This is a genomic window from Rhodococcus erythropolis R138 (assembly GCF_000696675.2).
GTDB classification, from domain to species: Bacteria; Actinomycetota; Actinomycetes; order Mycobacteriales; family Mycobacteriaceae; genus Rhodococcus_F; species Rhodococcus_F erythropolis.
Genome location: NZ_CP007255.1, coordinates 4,544,372 through 4,559,742 on the forward strand (window position 1 = coordinate 4,544,372; position 15,371 = coordinate 4,559,742).

The 15,371-nt window shown below is 62.8% G+C and carries 16 protein-coding genes and 1 other RNA gene; 5 read left to right on the top strand and 12 right to left on the bottom strand.

All coding sequences use genetic code 11. The features are described 5' to 3' along the window. Nucleotides 1-60: 60 nt before the first annotated feature. Nucleotides 61-1,041, top strand: a complete 981-nt coding sequence (locus H351_RS20830; RefSeq protein ID WP_029255071.1) for an alkaline phosphatase family protein — start codon at nt 61-63, stop codon at nt 1,039-1,041. Between the two features lie 89 nt (nt 1,042-1,130). Here H351_RS20830 and ssrA read toward each other — a convergent pair. The 3 genes from ssrA to H351_RS20840 all read right to left on the bottom strand — a co-directional run bounded on the left by ssrA (nt 1,131) and on the right by H351_RS20840 (nt 4,074). Beyond that, nucleotides 1,131-1,501: a transfer-messenger RNA gene (gene ssrA, locus H351_RS31510) on the bottom strand. A 66-nt stretch (nt 1,502-1,567) separates the two neighbouring features. Beyond that, nucleotides 1,568-3,106, bottom strand: a complete 1,539-nt coding sequence (locus H351_RS20835) for an SDR family oxidoreductase (protein ID WP_029255070.1) — start codon at nt 3,104-3,106, stop codon at nt 1,568-1,570. Nucleotides 3,107-3,126: 20 nt separating this feature from the next. Then, nucleotides 3,127-4,074, bottom strand: a complete 948-nt coding sequence (locus tag H351_RS20840; RefSeq protein WP_029255069.1) for an NAD(P)/FAD-dependent oxidoreductase — start codon at nt 4,072-4,074, stop codon at nt 3,127-3,129. A gap of 65 nt (nt 4,075-4,139) precedes the next feature. On the opposite strand from H351_RS20840, the gene H351_RS20845 reads away from it, so the two are divergent. Beyond that, nucleotides 4,140-4,724, top strand: a complete 585-nt coding sequence (locus tag H351_RS20845; RefSeq protein WP_007731290.1) for a helix-turn-helix domain-containing protein — start codon at nt 4,140-4,142, stop codon at nt 4,722-4,724. 36 nt (nt 4,725-4,760) lie between these two features. Here the strand turns inward: H351_RS20845 and H351_RS20850 are convergent, their stop codons facing one another. From H351_RS20850 to prfB, 7 genes are all read right to left on the bottom strand, one after another. Continuing rightward, nucleotides 4,761-5,618 carry a DMT family transporter gene (locus H351_RS20850; protein ID WP_081051174.1) on the bottom strand — a complete coding sequence of 286 codons (858 nt, stop codon included), beginning with the start codon at nt 5,616-5,618 and terminating at the stop codon, nt 4,761-4,763. 8 nt (nt 5,619-5,626) lie between these two features. Continuing rightward, the gene (gene smpB, locus H351_RS20855; protein ID WP_003942330.1) at nt 5,627-6,100 is read right to left on the bottom strand and encodes an SsrA-binding protein SmpB; all 474 of its coding nucleotides are present in this window, start codon (nt 6,098-6,100) and stop codon (nt 5,627-5,629) included. Nucleotides 6,101-6,176: 76 nt separating this feature from the next. Beyond that, nucleotides 6,177-7,082 (bottom strand): permease-like cell division protein FtsX, encoded by a 906-nt coding sequence (gene ftsX, locus H351_RS20860; RefSeq protein ID WP_003942367.1) that lies wholly within the window; start codon nt 7,080-7,082, stop codon nt 6,177-6,179. 81 nt (nt 7,083-7,163) lie between these two features. Next, the gene (gene ftsE / locus H351_RS20865) at nt 7,164-7,844 is read right to left on the bottom strand and encodes a cell division ATP-binding protein FtsE (protein ID WP_020969258.1); all 681 of its coding nucleotides are present in this window, start codon (nt 7,842-7,844) and stop codon (nt 7,164-7,166) included. Nucleotides 7,845-7,915: 71 nt separating this feature from the next. Continuing rightward, complete coding sequence (locus H351_RS20870) at nt 7,916-8,401, bottom strand: Rv3103c transmembrane domain-containing protein (protein WP_019747850.1); 486 nt, start codon at nt 8,399-8,401, stop codon at nt 7,916-7,918. Next, nucleotides 8,398-9,282: a mechanosensitive ion channel family protein gene (locus tag H351_RS20875; RefSeq protein ID WP_019747849.1), complete on the bottom strand. Its 885-nt coding sequence runs from the start codon at nt 9,280-9,282 to the stop codon at nt 8,398-8,400. Before H351_RS20875 ends, H351_RS20870 begins: the two co-directional genes overlap by 4 nt. Before the next feature lie 22 nt (nt 9,283-9,304). Next, nucleotides 9,305-10,411: a peptide chain release factor 2 gene (prfB, locus tag H351_RS20880; RefSeq protein WP_003942364.1), complete on the bottom strand. Its 1,107-nt coding sequence runs from the start codon at nt 10,409-10,411 to the stop codon at nt 9,305-9,307. A gap of 133 nt (nt 10,412-10,544) precedes the next feature. Here prfB and H351_RS20885 point away from each other — a divergent pair, with 133 nt between their 5' ends. From H351_RS20885 to H351_RS20895, 3 genes are all read left to right on the top strand, one after another. Continuing rightward, nucleotides 10,545-11,039, top strand: a complete 495-nt coding sequence (locus H351_RS20885; protein ID WP_019747848.1) for a beta-class carbonic anhydrase — start codon at nt 10,545-10,547, stop codon at nt 11,037-11,039. Nucleotides 11,040-11,058: 19 nt separating this feature from the next. Then, nucleotides 11,059-11,841: a histidinol-phosphatase gene (hisN, locus tag H351_RS20890; protein ID WP_029255067.1), complete on the top strand. Its 783-nt coding sequence runs from the start codon at nt 11,059-11,061 to the stop codon at nt 11,839-11,841. 137 nt (nt 11,842-11,978) lie between these two features. After that, nucleotides 11,979-13,511, top strand: a complete 1,533-nt coding sequence (locus H351_RS20895) for a multicopper oxidase family protein (protein ID WP_029255066.1) — start codon at nt 11,979-11,981, stop codon at nt 13,509-13,511. Here the strand turns inward: H351_RS20895 and H351_RS20900 are convergent. Then, nucleotides 13,505-14,143, bottom strand: a complete 639-nt coding sequence (locus H351_RS20900) for a response regulator (protein ID WP_059016354.1) — start codon at nt 14,141-14,143, stop codon at nt 13,505-13,507. The two genes, H351_RS20895 and H351_RS20900, sit on opposite strands and share 7 nt — an antisense overlap. After that, nucleotides 14,140-15,246 (bottom strand): sensor histidine kinase, encoded by a 1,107-nt coding sequence (locus tag H351_RS20905; protein WP_029255065.1) that lies wholly within the window; start codon nt 15,244-15,246, stop codon nt 14,140-14,142. The genes H351_RS20900 and H351_RS20905 overlap by 4 nt, the downstream gene beginning before the upstream one ends. Between the last annotated feature and the right edge of the window lie 125 nt (nt 15,247-15,371).

Below are 15,371 nucleotides of genomic sequence, written 5' to 3' on the forward strand. Positions count from 1 at the left end.
TCGGACAACCCTCGCATTCAGGTAGTGCAATTGGTCTAGTCCTATCGCAATATCTTTAGCGTGACCAAGAAAATCGCACGCACCTCAGCCGCTATCACACTCCTCCTCGCCGGCGCTGTTGCTGCCGGAACTGCAACTGCTGCAGCAATTCCCGGATCGTCGGACCTCAATCCGTCGGCCGCCGAGAAGACAGTTGTCATCGGCCTCGACGGCACCATGCTCAGCCACATCAAGACCGCCGACGCTCCCCGTCTCCAGAAGCTGATCGCCGAAGGAACCAGCGGAGAATCTTCCATCCTCGGCCACACCACCATCTCCGGACCGTCGTGGTCGACCATCCTGACCGGAGTCTGGGACACCAAGCACGGTGTCAAGGACAACACGTACGCAGGCGCCCGCTTCGACCTCTACCCGAGCGTGTTCACACGGTTGGAAACTGCACAGCCCTCTCTGCTCACCGAGTCGATCTCCACCTGGGGCGGCATCGACAACATCGCATCCAGCGGCACGCCGAAAGCCGACGTTGTCGTCACCACTGCCGATGCAGGTTCCGGAGCGGCCACCGATGCTGCGACCGCTGACGCCGTCGCCCGCGACATCACTGACAAGGGACCTGACCTGATCTTCACCCAACTCGATCAGGTGGACGGCGCGGGGCACAGCGGCGGCACCAACGGCGCTGCGTACGAAGAGTCCATTGCCTCGGTCGACGCTCAGGTGGGCAAGATTGTCGATGCCGTTGATCAACGCGCAGCGAAGACCGGTGAGAAGTGGACGGTTCTGGTCACTGCGGATCACGGCCACAAGCCTGCCGGAGGGCACGGTGGCCAGACGCCGGCGGAAGCAACGACATTCGTCATTGCACGCGGTGCGGGATACGCGGCCGGCAAGACCACCGACGCGTACACGATCGCCGACATCACACCGACCATCCTCCGAAGCCTGGGCGTTGCATTGCCTGCCGATCTGGACGGTAAGCCGCTGGCCAAGGAAGCTCCCGGCTTCGTCGGCTCGGTCGACCTGGGATTCTTCGGCTCCTGATCGCAAGAAGACCCGGGTGCTCAGCAGAGTGCCGCAGCAAGACCGCAAAAAGGTCGGGCCGGAGAGCGTGTGCTCTCCGGCCCGACCTGTTGTGGAGCTGCCGGGAATTGAACCCGGGTCCTACGTTGAATCGCTAGGGCTTCTCCGTGTGCAGTTCGCTAAGTCTCTACTTGGATCTCCCAGTCTCGCGAACAAGCCAGGATGACGATCCCAGTCACTGTTTGATGTCCCATTCGACTCCGTGACCGAGCCGAACAGTAAAGCCCTCTAGCTGATGCCAGGAACCGGGTCGAGGGCTACCCCGGGCTGACAGACACGCTTCGCTACTTAGGCAGCGAGAGCGTAGTCGCGCTGATTGGAATCGGCGCTTATAGGTTTGCAGCGACGCTTACGGTGGTCTCTTGCCTGCACCGACACGCTTCCCCTAACTCAACACACGCAGTCGAAACCGTTCAGCCCCGTGTGTGCCCCGCGTCTTTCGTGGGGCTATTCACTATAACGCGCCGAAGTTCGGAAGTCATACCAATTAATCGGCGGCACTTTCCGTGTCCCTCGCCGCAGCTGATTCCCTGATAGCTGCGGTCTCACGCTCTGCAGCACCGGTGATGTTGGTGATCATCCCCTGGAAGACAACTCCGTGGAAAGGCAGGATCGAGTACCAGTACGCCCGGCCGGCGAGCCCGCGAGGGAAGAAGACCGCACGCTGATCGAGATGCGAACCCACCGGCCGTCCATTCGCACCCGCCGGACCTTCCAACACTCGCAACTCCAACCATGCTCCGCCCGGGACCTTCATCTCGGCGCGCAATCGGAGCAACTTGCCTCGATCGATTTCTTCGACCCGCCAGAAGTCCAGGGCTTCACCGGTGTTGAGCCGACGTGGATCCCGCCTACCCCGGCGCAGTCCGACCCCGCCGACCGCGCGGTCCATCCACCCCCGGATGGCCCACGCCAAAGGGAATGAATACCAACCATTCTCGCCGCCGATCGACTCGACGACCGACCAGAGGGTCTTCGGATCCGCAGCACAGTCACGTTCGCGGTGGTCTACGTAAACTGCCTCCCCTGCCCAGTCCGGGTCGGACGGAAGAGGATCGGACGGCGCTCCCGCGATCGTCGCGCCGGACCACGCCGTCTCCACCTCACCGGTCTCGATCTTGCGAAGCGCCAAACGCACAGCTTCCCGGTACGGTGTGAGGCCACCGGCCGGAGGCGGGATGAAGTCGTCGATGTCGTGGTTGTGCATCACCGCGTCGTTCTGCAGTGATTCGATCAGTGGCATCGCCAAGCCCCGCGGGATCGGCGTGACCAATCCCACCCAGTGACCTGCCAGACGCGGGGTGAGGACAGGCAAGACGAGGATGCGTCGGCGTACCAATCCTGCGACGTCGGCGTAGGTGTTCATCATCTCGCCGTACTGCATGACATCTGGCCCACCGATGTCGAAGGCGCGGTTGACCTCCGGCGTTGTCGCCGCGGCTGCGATCAAATAGTGAAGTACGTCACGCACCGCGATCGGCTGAATGTTGTTGTGCACCCACTTGGGTGTGGTCATCACCGGAAGTCGATTGGTCAAGTGGCGCACCATTTCGAAGGACGCCGAACCCGATCCGATCACCACCCCAGCTTGAAATACAACTGTCGGAACCTCGGAGTCGAGGAGGATCCGACCGACTTCGAGCCGAGACTGCAAGTGAGTCGACAACTCTCGGTCGGACGGATGAAGCCCGCCCAGGTACACGATCCGGCGCACCCCCGCATCGCGGGCAGCGGCGGCGACGTTCTCCGCGCTTCGCTTGTCGATATCCGAGAACGACCCTCCACCGCCCATGGCGTGAACGAGGTAGTAGACCACGTCGATATCGTCGAAAACACCTGAGAGGGAGGCACTGTCGGTCAGATCCCCACGCTTGATCTCCACGGAATCATGCCAGGGAACATCGCGTAGTTTCTCCGGGCTGCGCACCACCACTCGAACGCGATGGCCCTCTTCGACCAGACGAGGGGCAAGACGTCCGCCGATGTATCCGGTCGCACCCGTGATCAACACTCTCACTGCGTCCATCACCCCACGCTACGCACAATTCAACTGCGAAGCGCGAGTGCAACCTCGAGGTCGTCGTTGGTCAACATCATGTTGATCCCCGCTCCAGCCTTCGCCCCGGCGGCTGCGGCCATGATGACCTGGGCACCCGGGTCGACGACGTTGCCCGCAGCGAACACGCCGGGCACACTCGTCGCCCCCATCATGTCGACTGTGACGAAATCGCCCATCATCGTCTCAGCGCGCTGCGCGCCGAACGCGCGCAAGATCGCATCGTTGGGGTCCATCGTGAGGGCGCCACCGACAAAGACCGCCGAACGCGCGACCACAGTGCCGTCGGCCAACCGCGCGCCGACCAACCGATCATTCTCGACGACGGGACCGACGACCTCACCCTCGACGATCGAAATATCGCGAGCTGCAAGCTTTTCCCGATCTTCGGAACTCAGTTCGGTGATTCGATGGAGGAAGAGAACTACGTCGTCGGACCACTGGCGAACCATGAGGGCCTGGTGCATCGCAAATTCCGCGCTCTTGGCGATGACACCAAGCGGCTGTTCGCGCACGCTGTACCCGTGGCAGTACGGGCAGTGCAACACGTCGCGGCCCCAACGCTCGCCGAAGACTTCGAGTTCGACCGGCAGGCGGTCCGTCAGACCCGTTGCAACAAGGACTTTGCGCACCTGAATCTTGCTGCCGTCAGCCAGTTCTACCGAGAATTTCTCGCCGTCCCGTGTCACGGAGACAACGGTGCCGTCATGGAACTCGCCGCCGAATTTGCGGACCTCACCTCGGCCGATGGTCAACAATTCGGCGGGGTTCATGCCGTCGCGGGAGAGGAATCCGTTCATGTGATCGGCGGCCGCGTTCCGTGGTGATCCGTTGTCGAAGACGATCACGGACCTGCGTGCCTGACCAAGGATGAGTGCGGCGTTCAGCCCCGCCGCGCCGGCTCCGATTACTGCTACGTCGAATGAGTTCTGCGTCATGAATCCAGAATGACAAGAGATCGCGTTCTTGACAAACACTGTTGCCACTTTGGCAAAATAGATCCATGACCGAAACATCGTTCGAAGCCGTTCTAGCCGGCATCGGCCCTCGCCTACGTGCGTTGCGCCAGCAGTCCGACATGACCCTGGCCGACCTGTCAGAGACCACCGACATCAGCGTCAGCACACTCTCGAGACTCGAATCCGGTACTCGCCGAGCCAACTTGGAGTTGCTGCTGCCGATCGCCAAGGCACACGGCGTCCCGTTGGACGACCTGGTGAACAGCAAGATCAAGGACCCCCGCGTTCGAGAAGAACCGCGAACGGTCGGATGCATGACGGTCATTCCGCTGACCAGTCAGCCCGGCAACCTCCAGGCCTACAAGATGATCATCTCCCCCACCGACGACGATCGCGAACCGGGATCCCACGAGGGCTACGAGTGGGTCTACGTTCTGTCCGGGCGCATCCGACTCCAACTCGGCGACCGGGATTTCATCATGGGGGCAGGTGAGGCCGCCGAGTTCGACACCCACATTCCGCACCGCATCAGCGCTGCCGACGGCCGACCTGCGGAGGCGATCAGTCTCTTCGGGAAACAGGGCGAGCGTGTTCACCTACGCGCAGCGCCGGCCGACAGACGCGGCTGAAACACTAGGACTGAAAACGCTGGAACTCGAAAGAATCTAGGCGCCTGCGACGGCAATCATGCCGACCGCCGCCAGCGCCAACAGCATTCCCGCTTGTTGCACGCGGCTTACCCGCTCGCCCAGCATCACCATGGCGAGCAGAACCGTCGCAGCCGGATACAGCGAACCGATCACGCTGACCAGTGAGAGCATTCCGCCTTGGAAGGCGTAGATCATCGTCCCGTTCGCGACGACGTCGAGGACGCTGACGTACACCGCGAGCTTGAGTGGCTCGCCTCGTGGGAGAACGAAGTGACCGGCCGCCACCGCGACCAACCACACCACGACGGTCGCGGCGCCTCGAGATACGGCCAACGCCCACAGCCCGCTGCCCTCGCCGATCTGGTGAAGTGCGATGAACGAGAGAGCAAAGGCGCCACCGCTTCCGACGGTCAGAAGAGCCACTTGCCTGGTGAAGCGGAGAGTGATTCCGCCGGCAACCTCACCCGCGGTGTCGTCAGGTGACTCGCGGCTGACCAGGACGACGGCAACCAGCGCGACGGCTATACCCAGGTACGCGATCAACCCCGGCCGCTCACCGAAAGCGAAGCCGACGAGCACCGGAATACCCGCCACCAGAACAGCTGTCAGCGGCGAAACCACCGACATGGGGCCAGTTGCCAGCGCGAGATAGAACCACCACACCGCCAGACCACTCGTGACGCCCGCGATCGCGCCCCAGATCAAACCATTCAGTGTCAGCGTCCCGGATACGAAAGGTGCTGCGATCAGAACGATGACGAGCGAGAGCGGATACGAGACGATCACCACACGCAGTGCGGCAACTCGTCGTGATGCAACTCCCCCGACGAAGTCGCTGACTCCGTAGGCAACTGCCGCCACGAGGGCAAGCAGGATGGAGGTCAGCGCATGCCCTTGATACGACGACCGAGCTCGCGGGTCACCTCGCGCTCGGCGGTCCGCTTGGCCATGTCCTGGCGCTTGTCGTAGTCCTGCTTACCCTTTGCCAGCGCGAGTTCGACCTTGACCTTGCCGTCGTTGAAGTACATCGACAGCGGAACCAGTGTCTGGTTTCCCTCGCGGGTCTTGCCGACGAGGTGCTCGATCTCACGCTTGTGCAGCAGGAGCTTTCGGGTGCGGCGCGGTGAGTGGTTGTTCCACGTGCCTTGCGTGTACTCCGGAATGTGCAACGAGCGCAACCACACTTCGCCGTTGTCCACGGTGGCGAACGCATCGACGAGCGACGCCTTGCCTTCACGCAGACTCTTGACCTCGGTCCCGACGAGCGCGATTCCGGCCTCGTAGGTGTCGATGATCGTGTAGTTGTGGCGTGCTTTGCGATTGGTCGCAATGACCTTGCGGCCCTTTTCCTTCACTGTCCGGGCCTCTCAGTCCGCTGTCTTGCTGTCGAATGGTTCTTGCTGTTCCAGCATAGAAGCTCGTGCAAACCGATTATTCGCGGACGTACAGACGCAGTGTCACGTACGCCGTCACCGCGGCCATTCCGACGCCGGCAAGCACGAGGATCGGCGAGACGAACAGCACGTCACTGTTGGAGATCCGCGCCACGATATTGGCTTCGTAGACATCGGACAGGACCCCGTCGATGAAGACGTTCTTCGCCGTGAACAGTCCGGCAATGGCGAGCACCGCACCGATCAAGGCCGCCACGACGGCTTCGAGGAGGAACGGAAGCTGGGTGTACCACCGCGTCGCGCCGACCAACCGCATGATGTTGACCTCGGTACGACGCGTGAACGCGGCGATCTGGACCATGTTGGCGATCAGCAGGATGGCCGCGATCGCCTGGACGATCGCGATCGCGAACGCTGCGTTGCGCACTCCACCGAGCACGCTGAACAGTCGGTCCACCAACTCGCGCTGATTGAGCACACTCTCGACGCCGGGCCTCGAACCGAAGGTGTCGTTGATGACGCCGAACCGCTCCGGGTCACTGAGCTTGACCTTGAACGACGCCGGGAAGCTGTCCGGGCTCACCAGCGCTGCCAGCTCGGGCTGGTCCTTGAACACGCGCTCGGTGGCGTCCTTCACGGCGTCTTCGCGGTTGAGGTACTGAACCGCGACGACGGACGGAGTCTGCTCGAGTTCCTTGCGCAACGAACTGCAGATCTCCTGCTCGCAACCGGGATCAGCCGAAGAGATGTCGTCGGTCAGGAAGATCTGCACCTCGACGCGTTCGAGGAAGATCTGCTGGGTCTTGCCTGCCATCTGCACGACCAGCAGACCACCGCCGAAGAGACCGAGGGAGATCGCCGTCGTCAAGATCATGGCGATGGTCATCGTGATGTTGCGGCGTAGGCCGGTCAGTACTTCGCTGAAAATAAAGCTGGCGCGCATCGGGGAATCCGATTCCTTTTCGAGAGGCCGGTTGTTTCACGACAACCGGTGGGCGTACGGGACGTGTGGTCGTAGTCGGCGCTACCTGCCGACGCCGTACACACCCCGCGCTTCGTCTCTGGTCACCTTGCCGAGATCGAGTTCGATGACGCGTCGACGCATGGAGTCGACGATGTGGTGATCGTGGGTCGCCATCACGACGGTGGTGCCTGTGCGGTTGATCCGCTCGAGCAGCAGCATGATGTCCTGGCTCGTTTCGGGGTCCAGGTTGCCGGTGGGCTCGTCGGCGAGCAGCACGAGCGGGCGGTTCACGAATGCGCGGGCGATGGCGACGCGCTGCTGCTCACCGCCGGAGAGTTCGGTGGGCAGTCGATCGGCTTTGCCGGCCAGACCGACCATGTCGAGGACCTCGGGCACGGTGCGCGCGATGACGTTGCGGGGCTTGCCGATGACTTCCAACGCAAAGGCGACGTTCTCGGACACCGTCTTCTGCTGAAGCAAGCGGAAGTCCTGGAAAACACAGCCCATGCTCTGGCGAAGCTTCGGCACGCGGCGGGCCGCCAACTTGTTGACGTGGAAATCCGCGACCTCGATGTCACCGGACGTGGGCGACTCCATCTTGAGCAGCAACCGCATGAACGTCGACTTGCCAGAGCCGGAGGGGCCGATGAGGAAGACGAACTCCCCCTTCTCCACCTCCACGCTGACTTTGTCGAGCGCCGGCCTGGTGGAGGCCTTGTAGGACTTCGACACATTCTTCATGCTGATCACAACTAGCCAGTCTAGCCGTTATCTAACGGTGACCTTGGCGCCACGCGCGAGCACCCTCGTCCTTATCCGGTACCGGTGGTCGCAGGTGACTGTGGCACCGACGTCGGTGCCTGCATTGCCGCGCCAGGTTGCGGGACGGTCGTCGTCGCAGGAGTCGTCGGCACTGTGGTCGCAGACTGTTCGGCGTTTCCCGGAGCAGGCGCTGGACCAGAAGTCGGCGTCGGAGAACCGGAGCTGCCCGTACTCGATTCCGAGGACGGAGCCTCGGAGGTGGTCGTCTGCTCGGTCGAGGACGGCACGGGGGTCGTCGTCGACGGTTGTTTGACCGAAGGTGCGACATACGGCTCGGTCTGCGACGTGTCGACGCTCGGCGGCGGATTTGCTGCCGTTTCTTCCGGATTGAGGTACGTGTGCAGCAGATACGTGAGGATCCAGGCGACCACGAGAATGAACGTCGAGGTGCGCATCCGGCCACCGAAGAGCCGTGACGGAAGCCAGTCCAGGTGAATCAGGCGGTCGAGTCCGCGGCGCGGTTCCTGATCGGTCATTCGCTCGCCTCCTCGGTCCGTGCGGTGTGCAGATCCGGTGACACCGTGATCCCCTGACGTCGCAGTGCTGCGGCGACGCGGACACGAAGTGCTCGCCCGACCTGGAATTGTTTGCCAGGCAGCGTGCGCGCAACCATCCGCACGTTGACCTGATCGACCTCGAGGCTTTCGACGCCCATGACCGTTGGCTCGTCGAGCAGCAGTTTCTTGAGTCCACGGTCAGCCATCGCGTCGACTCCGACCTGACGAAGTACCTCGTTGACCCGGGTGAGGTCGGCAGTCGCCGGAACCGGAACGTCGATGACGGCGCGTGCCCAGTCCTTGGACAGGTTGGTCGCTTTCACGATCTGGCCGTTGGGAACGGTGATGACCTCGCCGTCGGAGTTTCGCATCCGCGTCACGCGCAGGGTCACGTCCTCGATGACACCTTCGGCGTCGTCGGAGGAGCCGGTAATCGCAAGTCGCACGGTGTCACCGAAGCCGTACTGGCGTTCGGTGATGATGAAGAAACCGGCAAGAATGTCCTGCACGACGCGCTGTGCACCGAAACCGAGCGCCGCACCGAGAACAGTTGCCGGCGCCACGAGACTGCCGATCGGCAAATTCAGTTGGTCGAGAACCTTCAGCGTCGCGATCACGTAGATGAACGTGATGACCACCCAGGTGATGACCTGCGCGACCGAGTGGCGATGCTTGGTCGCCTCGGAGCGAACCAGCGCATCGCCCAACTGATAGTTGGAGTCGATCTGGTCGGTGACCTTGTTGCCGCCCCAACTGACCAAACGGGCGAGAATCATCGCGCCGAGCACGGTCATGAGGACGGACAAACCGGTGGTTTGAAGCCAATCGAGCAGGTTCTGCCCAGGTCGAAGTAAAGTCATCGTGCCTTTCGGTATCCGAACGCTATGCGGACTGGTTCTCGCTCATGCGCCAGCGGATGCCGGCCTCGAGGAACCCGTCGATGTCGCCGTCGAGCACTGCCGACGGGTTGTTGACCTCGTACTCGGTACGCAGGTCCTTGACCATCTGGTACGGATGCAGAACGTAGGAACGCATCTGGTTGCCCCACGAGCTGCCGCTGTCGCCCTTGAGCGCATCCATCTCGGCGCGCTCTTCCTGACGCTTGACCGCGAGCAGCTTGGCCTGCAGGACGCGCATCGCCGACACCTTGTTCTGGAGCTGCGACTTCTCGTTCTGACAGGTGACGACGATTCCCGTCGGGATGTGTGTGAGTCGAACGGCGGAGTCAGTGGTGTTCACGGACTGGCCACCCGGACCGGACGAGCGGTAGACGTCGACGCGGATGTCGTTCTCGTTGATCTCGATGTGGTCGGTCGTCTCGACAACCGGCAGGACCTCGACCTCGGCGAACGACGTCTGGCGACGCCCCTGGTTGTCGAACGGGCTGATTCGGACGAGCCGGTGGGTGCCCATCTCGACGGACAGCGTTCCGTAGGTGTACGGGCCCTTGATCGCGAACGTCGCGCTCTTGAGTCCGGCTTCTTCGGCGTACGACGTGTCGTAGACCTCGACGCCGTAGTCGTGCTTCTCCGCCCAGCGGATGTACATACGCATGAGCATCTCGGCCCAGTCTGCGGCGTCGATACCGCCGGCGCCGGAGCGGATGTTGATGAGTGCGTCGCGCTCGTCGTACTCGCCCGACAGCATGGTCTTGACTTCCATCGCCGCGATGTCGTCACGCAGGCTCGCCCGCTCGGCGTCGGCATCGGCCACCGCGTCGGGGCCTTCGTCTTCTGCCAGTTCGTAGAGGATCGGCATCTCGTCGAGCCGCTCGCGTAGTGCAACGATGCGGCGAAGCTCCGCCTGGGCGTGGGATAGCTGGCTGGTGACCTGCTGGGCGTGTTCCTGGTCGTTCCACAGACCGGGGTCGGCCGCCTGGTGCTCGAGCTCGTCGATGCGTCGGCGCAGCTCCTCGACGTCCACAACCGATTCGCAGGTGCGAAGGGTGGTGTCGAGGGCGTTCAGGTCTGCAATTACGTCGGGATGCACGGTTCTCAAGGCTACCGGGTGCCGACCTGGGCTCTGCTGTGCGTCACCCTGTCCGCTCCCCCGTGCGTCACCTATTGGGATCACCGCGACTGGAAGCCTTGCCAACCAGGGTCCGAGGGAACCTACTGGAGTGATGACTGTCACCGACGAATACCTGCAGAACAACGCCGCCTACGCCGAGCAGTTCACCGGTCCGCTCCCCCTCCCACCCAGCAAGCACGTTGCCGTTCTCGCCTGCATGGACGCCCGCATCGACGTCTATCGGGTGCTGGGGATCCAGGAAGGTGAATCGCACGTCATCCGCAATGCGGGTGGAGTCGTCACCGACGACGAGATCCGATCCCTCGCCATCAGCCAGCGTCTGCTGGGAACTACCGAGATCATCCTCATCCACCACACCGACTGCGGAATGCTGACGTTCACCGACGACGACTTCAAGCGATCCATCCAGGACGAGATCGGCATCAAACCCAACTGGGCTGCCGAATCGTTCCCCGACATCGACGAGGACGTCCGTCAGTCGTTGAAGCGCATCGAGAACAGTCCGTTCGTCACCGCGACGACCTCCCTACGCGGATTCGTCTTCGACGTCGCCACCGGAAAGCTGAACGAAGTCCTCCCCGTTTGAGCCGGTAGGTTGTGTACCCGTGACCGATCGCGCATCCGACCTCGCACTCGCCCTCCGTATCGCCGACGAGGCTGACGCGATCACTCGCGCCCGCTTCGGTGCGCTCGATCTTCGAGTCGACGACAAGCCGGACCTCACCCCTGTCTCCGACGCTGACCTCGCTGTCGAGCGTGCAGTGCGCGCGACACTCGGTGAGCACCGACCGGAGGATTCCGTACTGGGCGAAGAATTCGGCGGCGACGCAGCCTTCGAGGGCAGGCAGTGGGTGGTCGACCCCATCGACGGGACCAAGAACTTCGTCCGCAACGTACCGGTGTGGGCCACGCTGATCAGCTTGCTCGAGGACGGCGTCCCCGTTATCGGCGTCGTGAGCGCACCCGCCCTGAATCGGCGATGGTGGGCTGCAACAGGTTTGGGCGCACATACGTCCTTCGGGGACAGTGATGCGCGGGCGATCCAGGTATCCGCCGTCGATCGCAGCGAGTCAGCGAGCCTGAGCTTCTCGAGCCTCTCGGGGTGGAAGGACCGCGGAATTCGCGATCAGTTCGTCGAACTCACCGACCACGTCTGGCGCGTGCGCGGTTACGGGGACTTCTTCTCCTACTGCCTCGTGGCCGAAGGCGCCGTCGACATTGCTGCCGAACCCGAGGTTTCCTTGTGGGATCTGGCAGCGCTCGACGTATTGGTCCGTGAGGCCGGCGGCGCGTTCACCGATCTGGACGGCGGCGCAGGTCCGCACGGAGGCAGCGCGGTCGCCACCAACGGACTGCTGCACGAAGACGTTCTAACCCGCCTGCGGTAACCACCCGAATACCAGAACATCCCACCCGCCGCAAGGGTCCGAGGGAGGAGTTCCGACAGGCCCGTCGGCAGGATTCGGCACGACATCTCGGCCCGTTGACTGGAAGTAGTTGATCACGCACTACTTCCAGGAGAACGATGAACCGGATTTCCAGGCGCACGATTCTGTTCGGTCTGGCCGCAGCGCCCCTCGGGCTCGCGGTGGGCTGCGGCGCCGACCCGGCAGCGAAGAGCGCCACGTTGGCGGTGGCCGGAACTTCGCGTCCGCTACCGATTCCGCCGCTTGCCGAATCCACCGTCGACGACGCAGGTGTTCGCCACTTCACACTCCGTGCCGGTGCCGGAACCACCGAGATCGTCGCGGGAAAACTCACCGACACTTGGGGTTTCAACGGATCCATTCTGGGGCCCACCGTCCGCGCCGAGCGCGGAGAATCTGTCGCATTCACGATCGACAACACACTGGCAGAGCCCACGACCGTCCATTGGCACGGCATGCATCTGCCCGCCAGATACGACGGTGGCCCGCACCAGACCATCGAAGCCGGCGGACGCTGGGAACCGGCGTGGACGATCGGTCAGCCGGCGTCGACGCTCTGGTATCACCCACACCCGCACGGATCCACCGAACGGCACGTGCAGCGCGGCCTTGCCGGACTGTTCCTGATCGACGATGCCGACACGCGGGCGCTGGACATCCCCAAAACCTATGGTGTCGACGATGTTCCGCTGATAATCCAGGATCGTCGATTCCTCGCCGACGGCAGCTTCGACGAATCAGATCCGACCGACATCGGCCTGCTCGGCGACACGATCGTCACCAACGGCATCTCCGACGCCTACCTCGACGTCACCACCGGGGTCGTCCGGTTGCGCATCCTGAACGGCTCTTCCGGCCGTCTCTACAACCTGGGGTTCCCCGACGACCGCGCGTTCGATCTGATTGCCACCGACGGCGGACTGCTCGAATCACCGATTGCGATCAAGCGGATTCAGCTCAGCCCCGGCGAACGAGCCGAGATCGTGGTTCGCGTCGACCCCGGTGCGACGACCACACTGGTGTCGTTCCCGATCGAGGACGGCGGTGGCGTGAGTTCCTCCGACGCCGAGAACTTCGGCATGAACGACCGCTTCGACATCATCGAACTGCGGGGCGTTGCCAGCCGCGCGTCACGGTCGACTCTCCCGGCGCAGTTGGCCGCACTGCCGCGTCTCGATCCGTCGAAGGCTAGCGTTTCCCGAACCTTCGATCTGCAGTGGTACATGATCAACGGGCAACGAATGGACATGAACCGCATCGACTTCGAGGCCGAGGTCGGCGCGACCGAGGTGTGGACGATCACCAACAAGGACAACTGGCCACACAATTTCCATGTCCACGACGTACAGTTCCAGATCCTCGACGTCGACGGTCGCACTCCCCCGCCACACTTGCGCGGACTCAAGGACACCGTCTACACACCGCCGGGCGGCAGGGTTCGCGTCGCACTGCAGTGGTCCGAGTACACCGATCCCACGTTCCCGTACATGTTCCACTGCCACCTGCTGATGCACGAGGACCAAGGGATGATGGGCCAATTCCTCGTCCTCGAGCCGGGACAGAAGGCGGCTCCGATGCAGATGGACATGCAGATGGACATGCCGATGCCTGGTTCGCACTCCGGTCACTGAGAGTTCTGCAAGTGGTACACAGCGAGGCGAACCCGATTGTCGCAACCGGTCTTCGACATCAGGTTCGCCACGTGTGTCTTCACCGTGGTCACACCCAGATGCAGTGAGTCTGCGATCTCCTGATTGCTCTTCCCTTCTGCCACCAGTGCGAGGACCTGCGATTCGCGATCGGTCAGCGGAACCCTCTCTGTCACCGCAGTGTCTGCGATACCACCGATCACCGCTCGATCCACAACGCGGCGGAGAAGTTCCGGAGTGAACACCATCTCGCCCTCGGCGATCCGCCGAATTGCGCCGAGCAGCTCGGCGGGTTCGGTGTCCTTGACGAAGAACCCCGAGGCCCCCGCGGCGAGTGCGGGATACAGATGATCGTCGTCGTCGAAGGTGGTCAACACGAGAATGCGCGCTCGACGACCGGCCTTGACGATCTGCTGCGTGGCACCGATCCCGTCCAGCCCGGGCATTCTCAAGTCCATCAGAATCACGTCGGGATCCAATTCGGCAGCGAGTGCTACCGCCTCGACGCCGTTCGACGCCTCACCGGCCACGGTCATGTCCTCGGCTGCAGCGCACAGCATCCGCAAACCGGCGCGCACCAGTCGCTGGTCGTCGACGATCAGCACGCTGATCACGAGACACCGCCCGAGACAACCAGTGGAATACTCACGTGCACTTCCCATTTCCCGTCACTGTTCGTGCCGGCGGTCATCTCGCCGCCGACCAACTCCGCGCGCTCCTGCATTCCCACCAGGCCATGACCTGCATTCCGGGGCGATCCCTCGACGTCGTTGACAACCCTGACATGCACCCGGTTGTCATCGCGACCGACCGAGACCGATACCAGCCCCTTCTTGTCGCCATGCTTCATGACGTTGGTCAGTGATTCCTGAATCACCCGCAACAACGTCAGCCTCCCGATCGCATCGAGATCGGCTGCGCCTGACTCGACATTCTCCTGGGTATCGAAAACCGACTGCACCTCGAAACCTGCCGCACGCACACGATCTATCGCCGCACCGATTTCCGCGTCGACGGCATCCGGCTCGACCAGAGCGACCTCACCGAGCGAAGGATCACGAAGTGCGACCAGAAGCCGACGGATATCGGCCAACGCATCCGACGCCGTCGCACGCACATCCGCGAGGACCTCACGCACGGCCTCGTCCTGGGGCGCCAAGACATGTTGAGCCACGCCGATTCTCAGGACGATCGATGCCATGTGGTGTGCAACCAGGTCGTGCAGTTCGCGGGCGAGCGCACTGCGCTCCGCAGCGCGGGTCTGCGCAAGATTGTTCGCGGCCAATTCACGCTGCGAGCGCAGATACAGTCCGAGCAGCAGTGGCAATCCCACGTACGCAAGCACTTTCACAGCCGTGGTGACCGAGAAGAATGCTTCGTGAGATTCGAACCAGATCCCCGCGAGCACCGAACCGCACCATCCTGCTGCCGATACGGCAACCATTTCTCTGCGCTCGGCCCGCATCGTGACGTCGACGACGGCGACAGCCCCGAGATACGGAACAAGTTCGGACAGCCCCCAGGCGTCGGCGACGAACATCGGAACGGCAAGCGCCGAGATGGCCAGGGACGCGAAGACCGGCCATCGACGGCCGGCGACGAAGGCGAGCGCCGACAGCATCGACAGTATCCAGTAGGTGACGGGAACTCGATACTCCCCCGGATACGTGCTGGCGATCAACAGGCACGGGACCACCACCAACGGCGCGTAGCGCATATATCGCTGTATCCGATCTGGCACCTCTGTCCGGCTCACCCCTCGAGCCTATGACGCGCATCATTTCGCGGTTTCTCGACAACAGACCTTACTGATGAGTAAGATAAAAATCGTCCAACGCCCCA

Bases quoted from the DNA above. Each gene is read 5' to 3' on its own strand.
- H351_RS20895 (WP_029255066.1), top strand. From the start codon at position 11,979: ATGAACCGGATTTCCAGGCGCACGATTCTGTTCGGTCTGGCCGCAGCG.
- H351_RS20875 (WP_019747849.1), bottom strand. From the start codon at position 9,282: ATGACTTTACTTCGACCTGGGCAGAACCTGCTCGATTGGCTTCAAACC.
- ftsX (WP_003942367.1), bottom strand. From the start codon at position 7,082: ATGCGCGCCAGCTTTATTTTCAGCGAAGTACTGACCGGCCTACGCCGC.
- H351_RS20870 (WP_019747850.1), bottom strand. From the start codon at position 8,401: ATGACCGATCAGGAACCGCGCCGCGGACTCGACCGCCTGATTCACCTG.
- ftsE (WP_020969258.1), bottom strand. From the start codon at position 7,844: ATGAAGAATGTGTCGAAGTCCTACAAGGCCTCCACCAGGCCGGCGCTC.
- H351_RS20905 (WP_029255065.1), bottom strand. From the start codon at position 15,246: ATGCGCTACGCGCCGTTGGTGGTGGTCCCGTGCCTGTTGATCGCCAGC.
- H351_RS20840 (WP_029255069.1), bottom strand. From the start codon at position 4,074: ATGACGCAGAACTCATTCGACGTAGCAGTAATCGGAGCCGGCGCGGCG.
- H351_RS20835 (WP_029255070.1), bottom strand. From the start codon at position 3,106: ATGGACGCAGTGAGAGTGTTGATCACGGGTGCGACCGGATACATCGGC.
- H351_RS20885 (WP_019747848.1), top strand. From the start codon at position 10,545: ATGACTGTCACCGACGAATACCTGCAGAACAACGCCGCCTACGCCGAG.
- H351_RS20845 (WP_007731290.1), top strand. From the start codon at position 4,140: ATGACCGAAACATCGTTCGAAGCCGTTCTAGCCGGCATCGGCCCTCGC.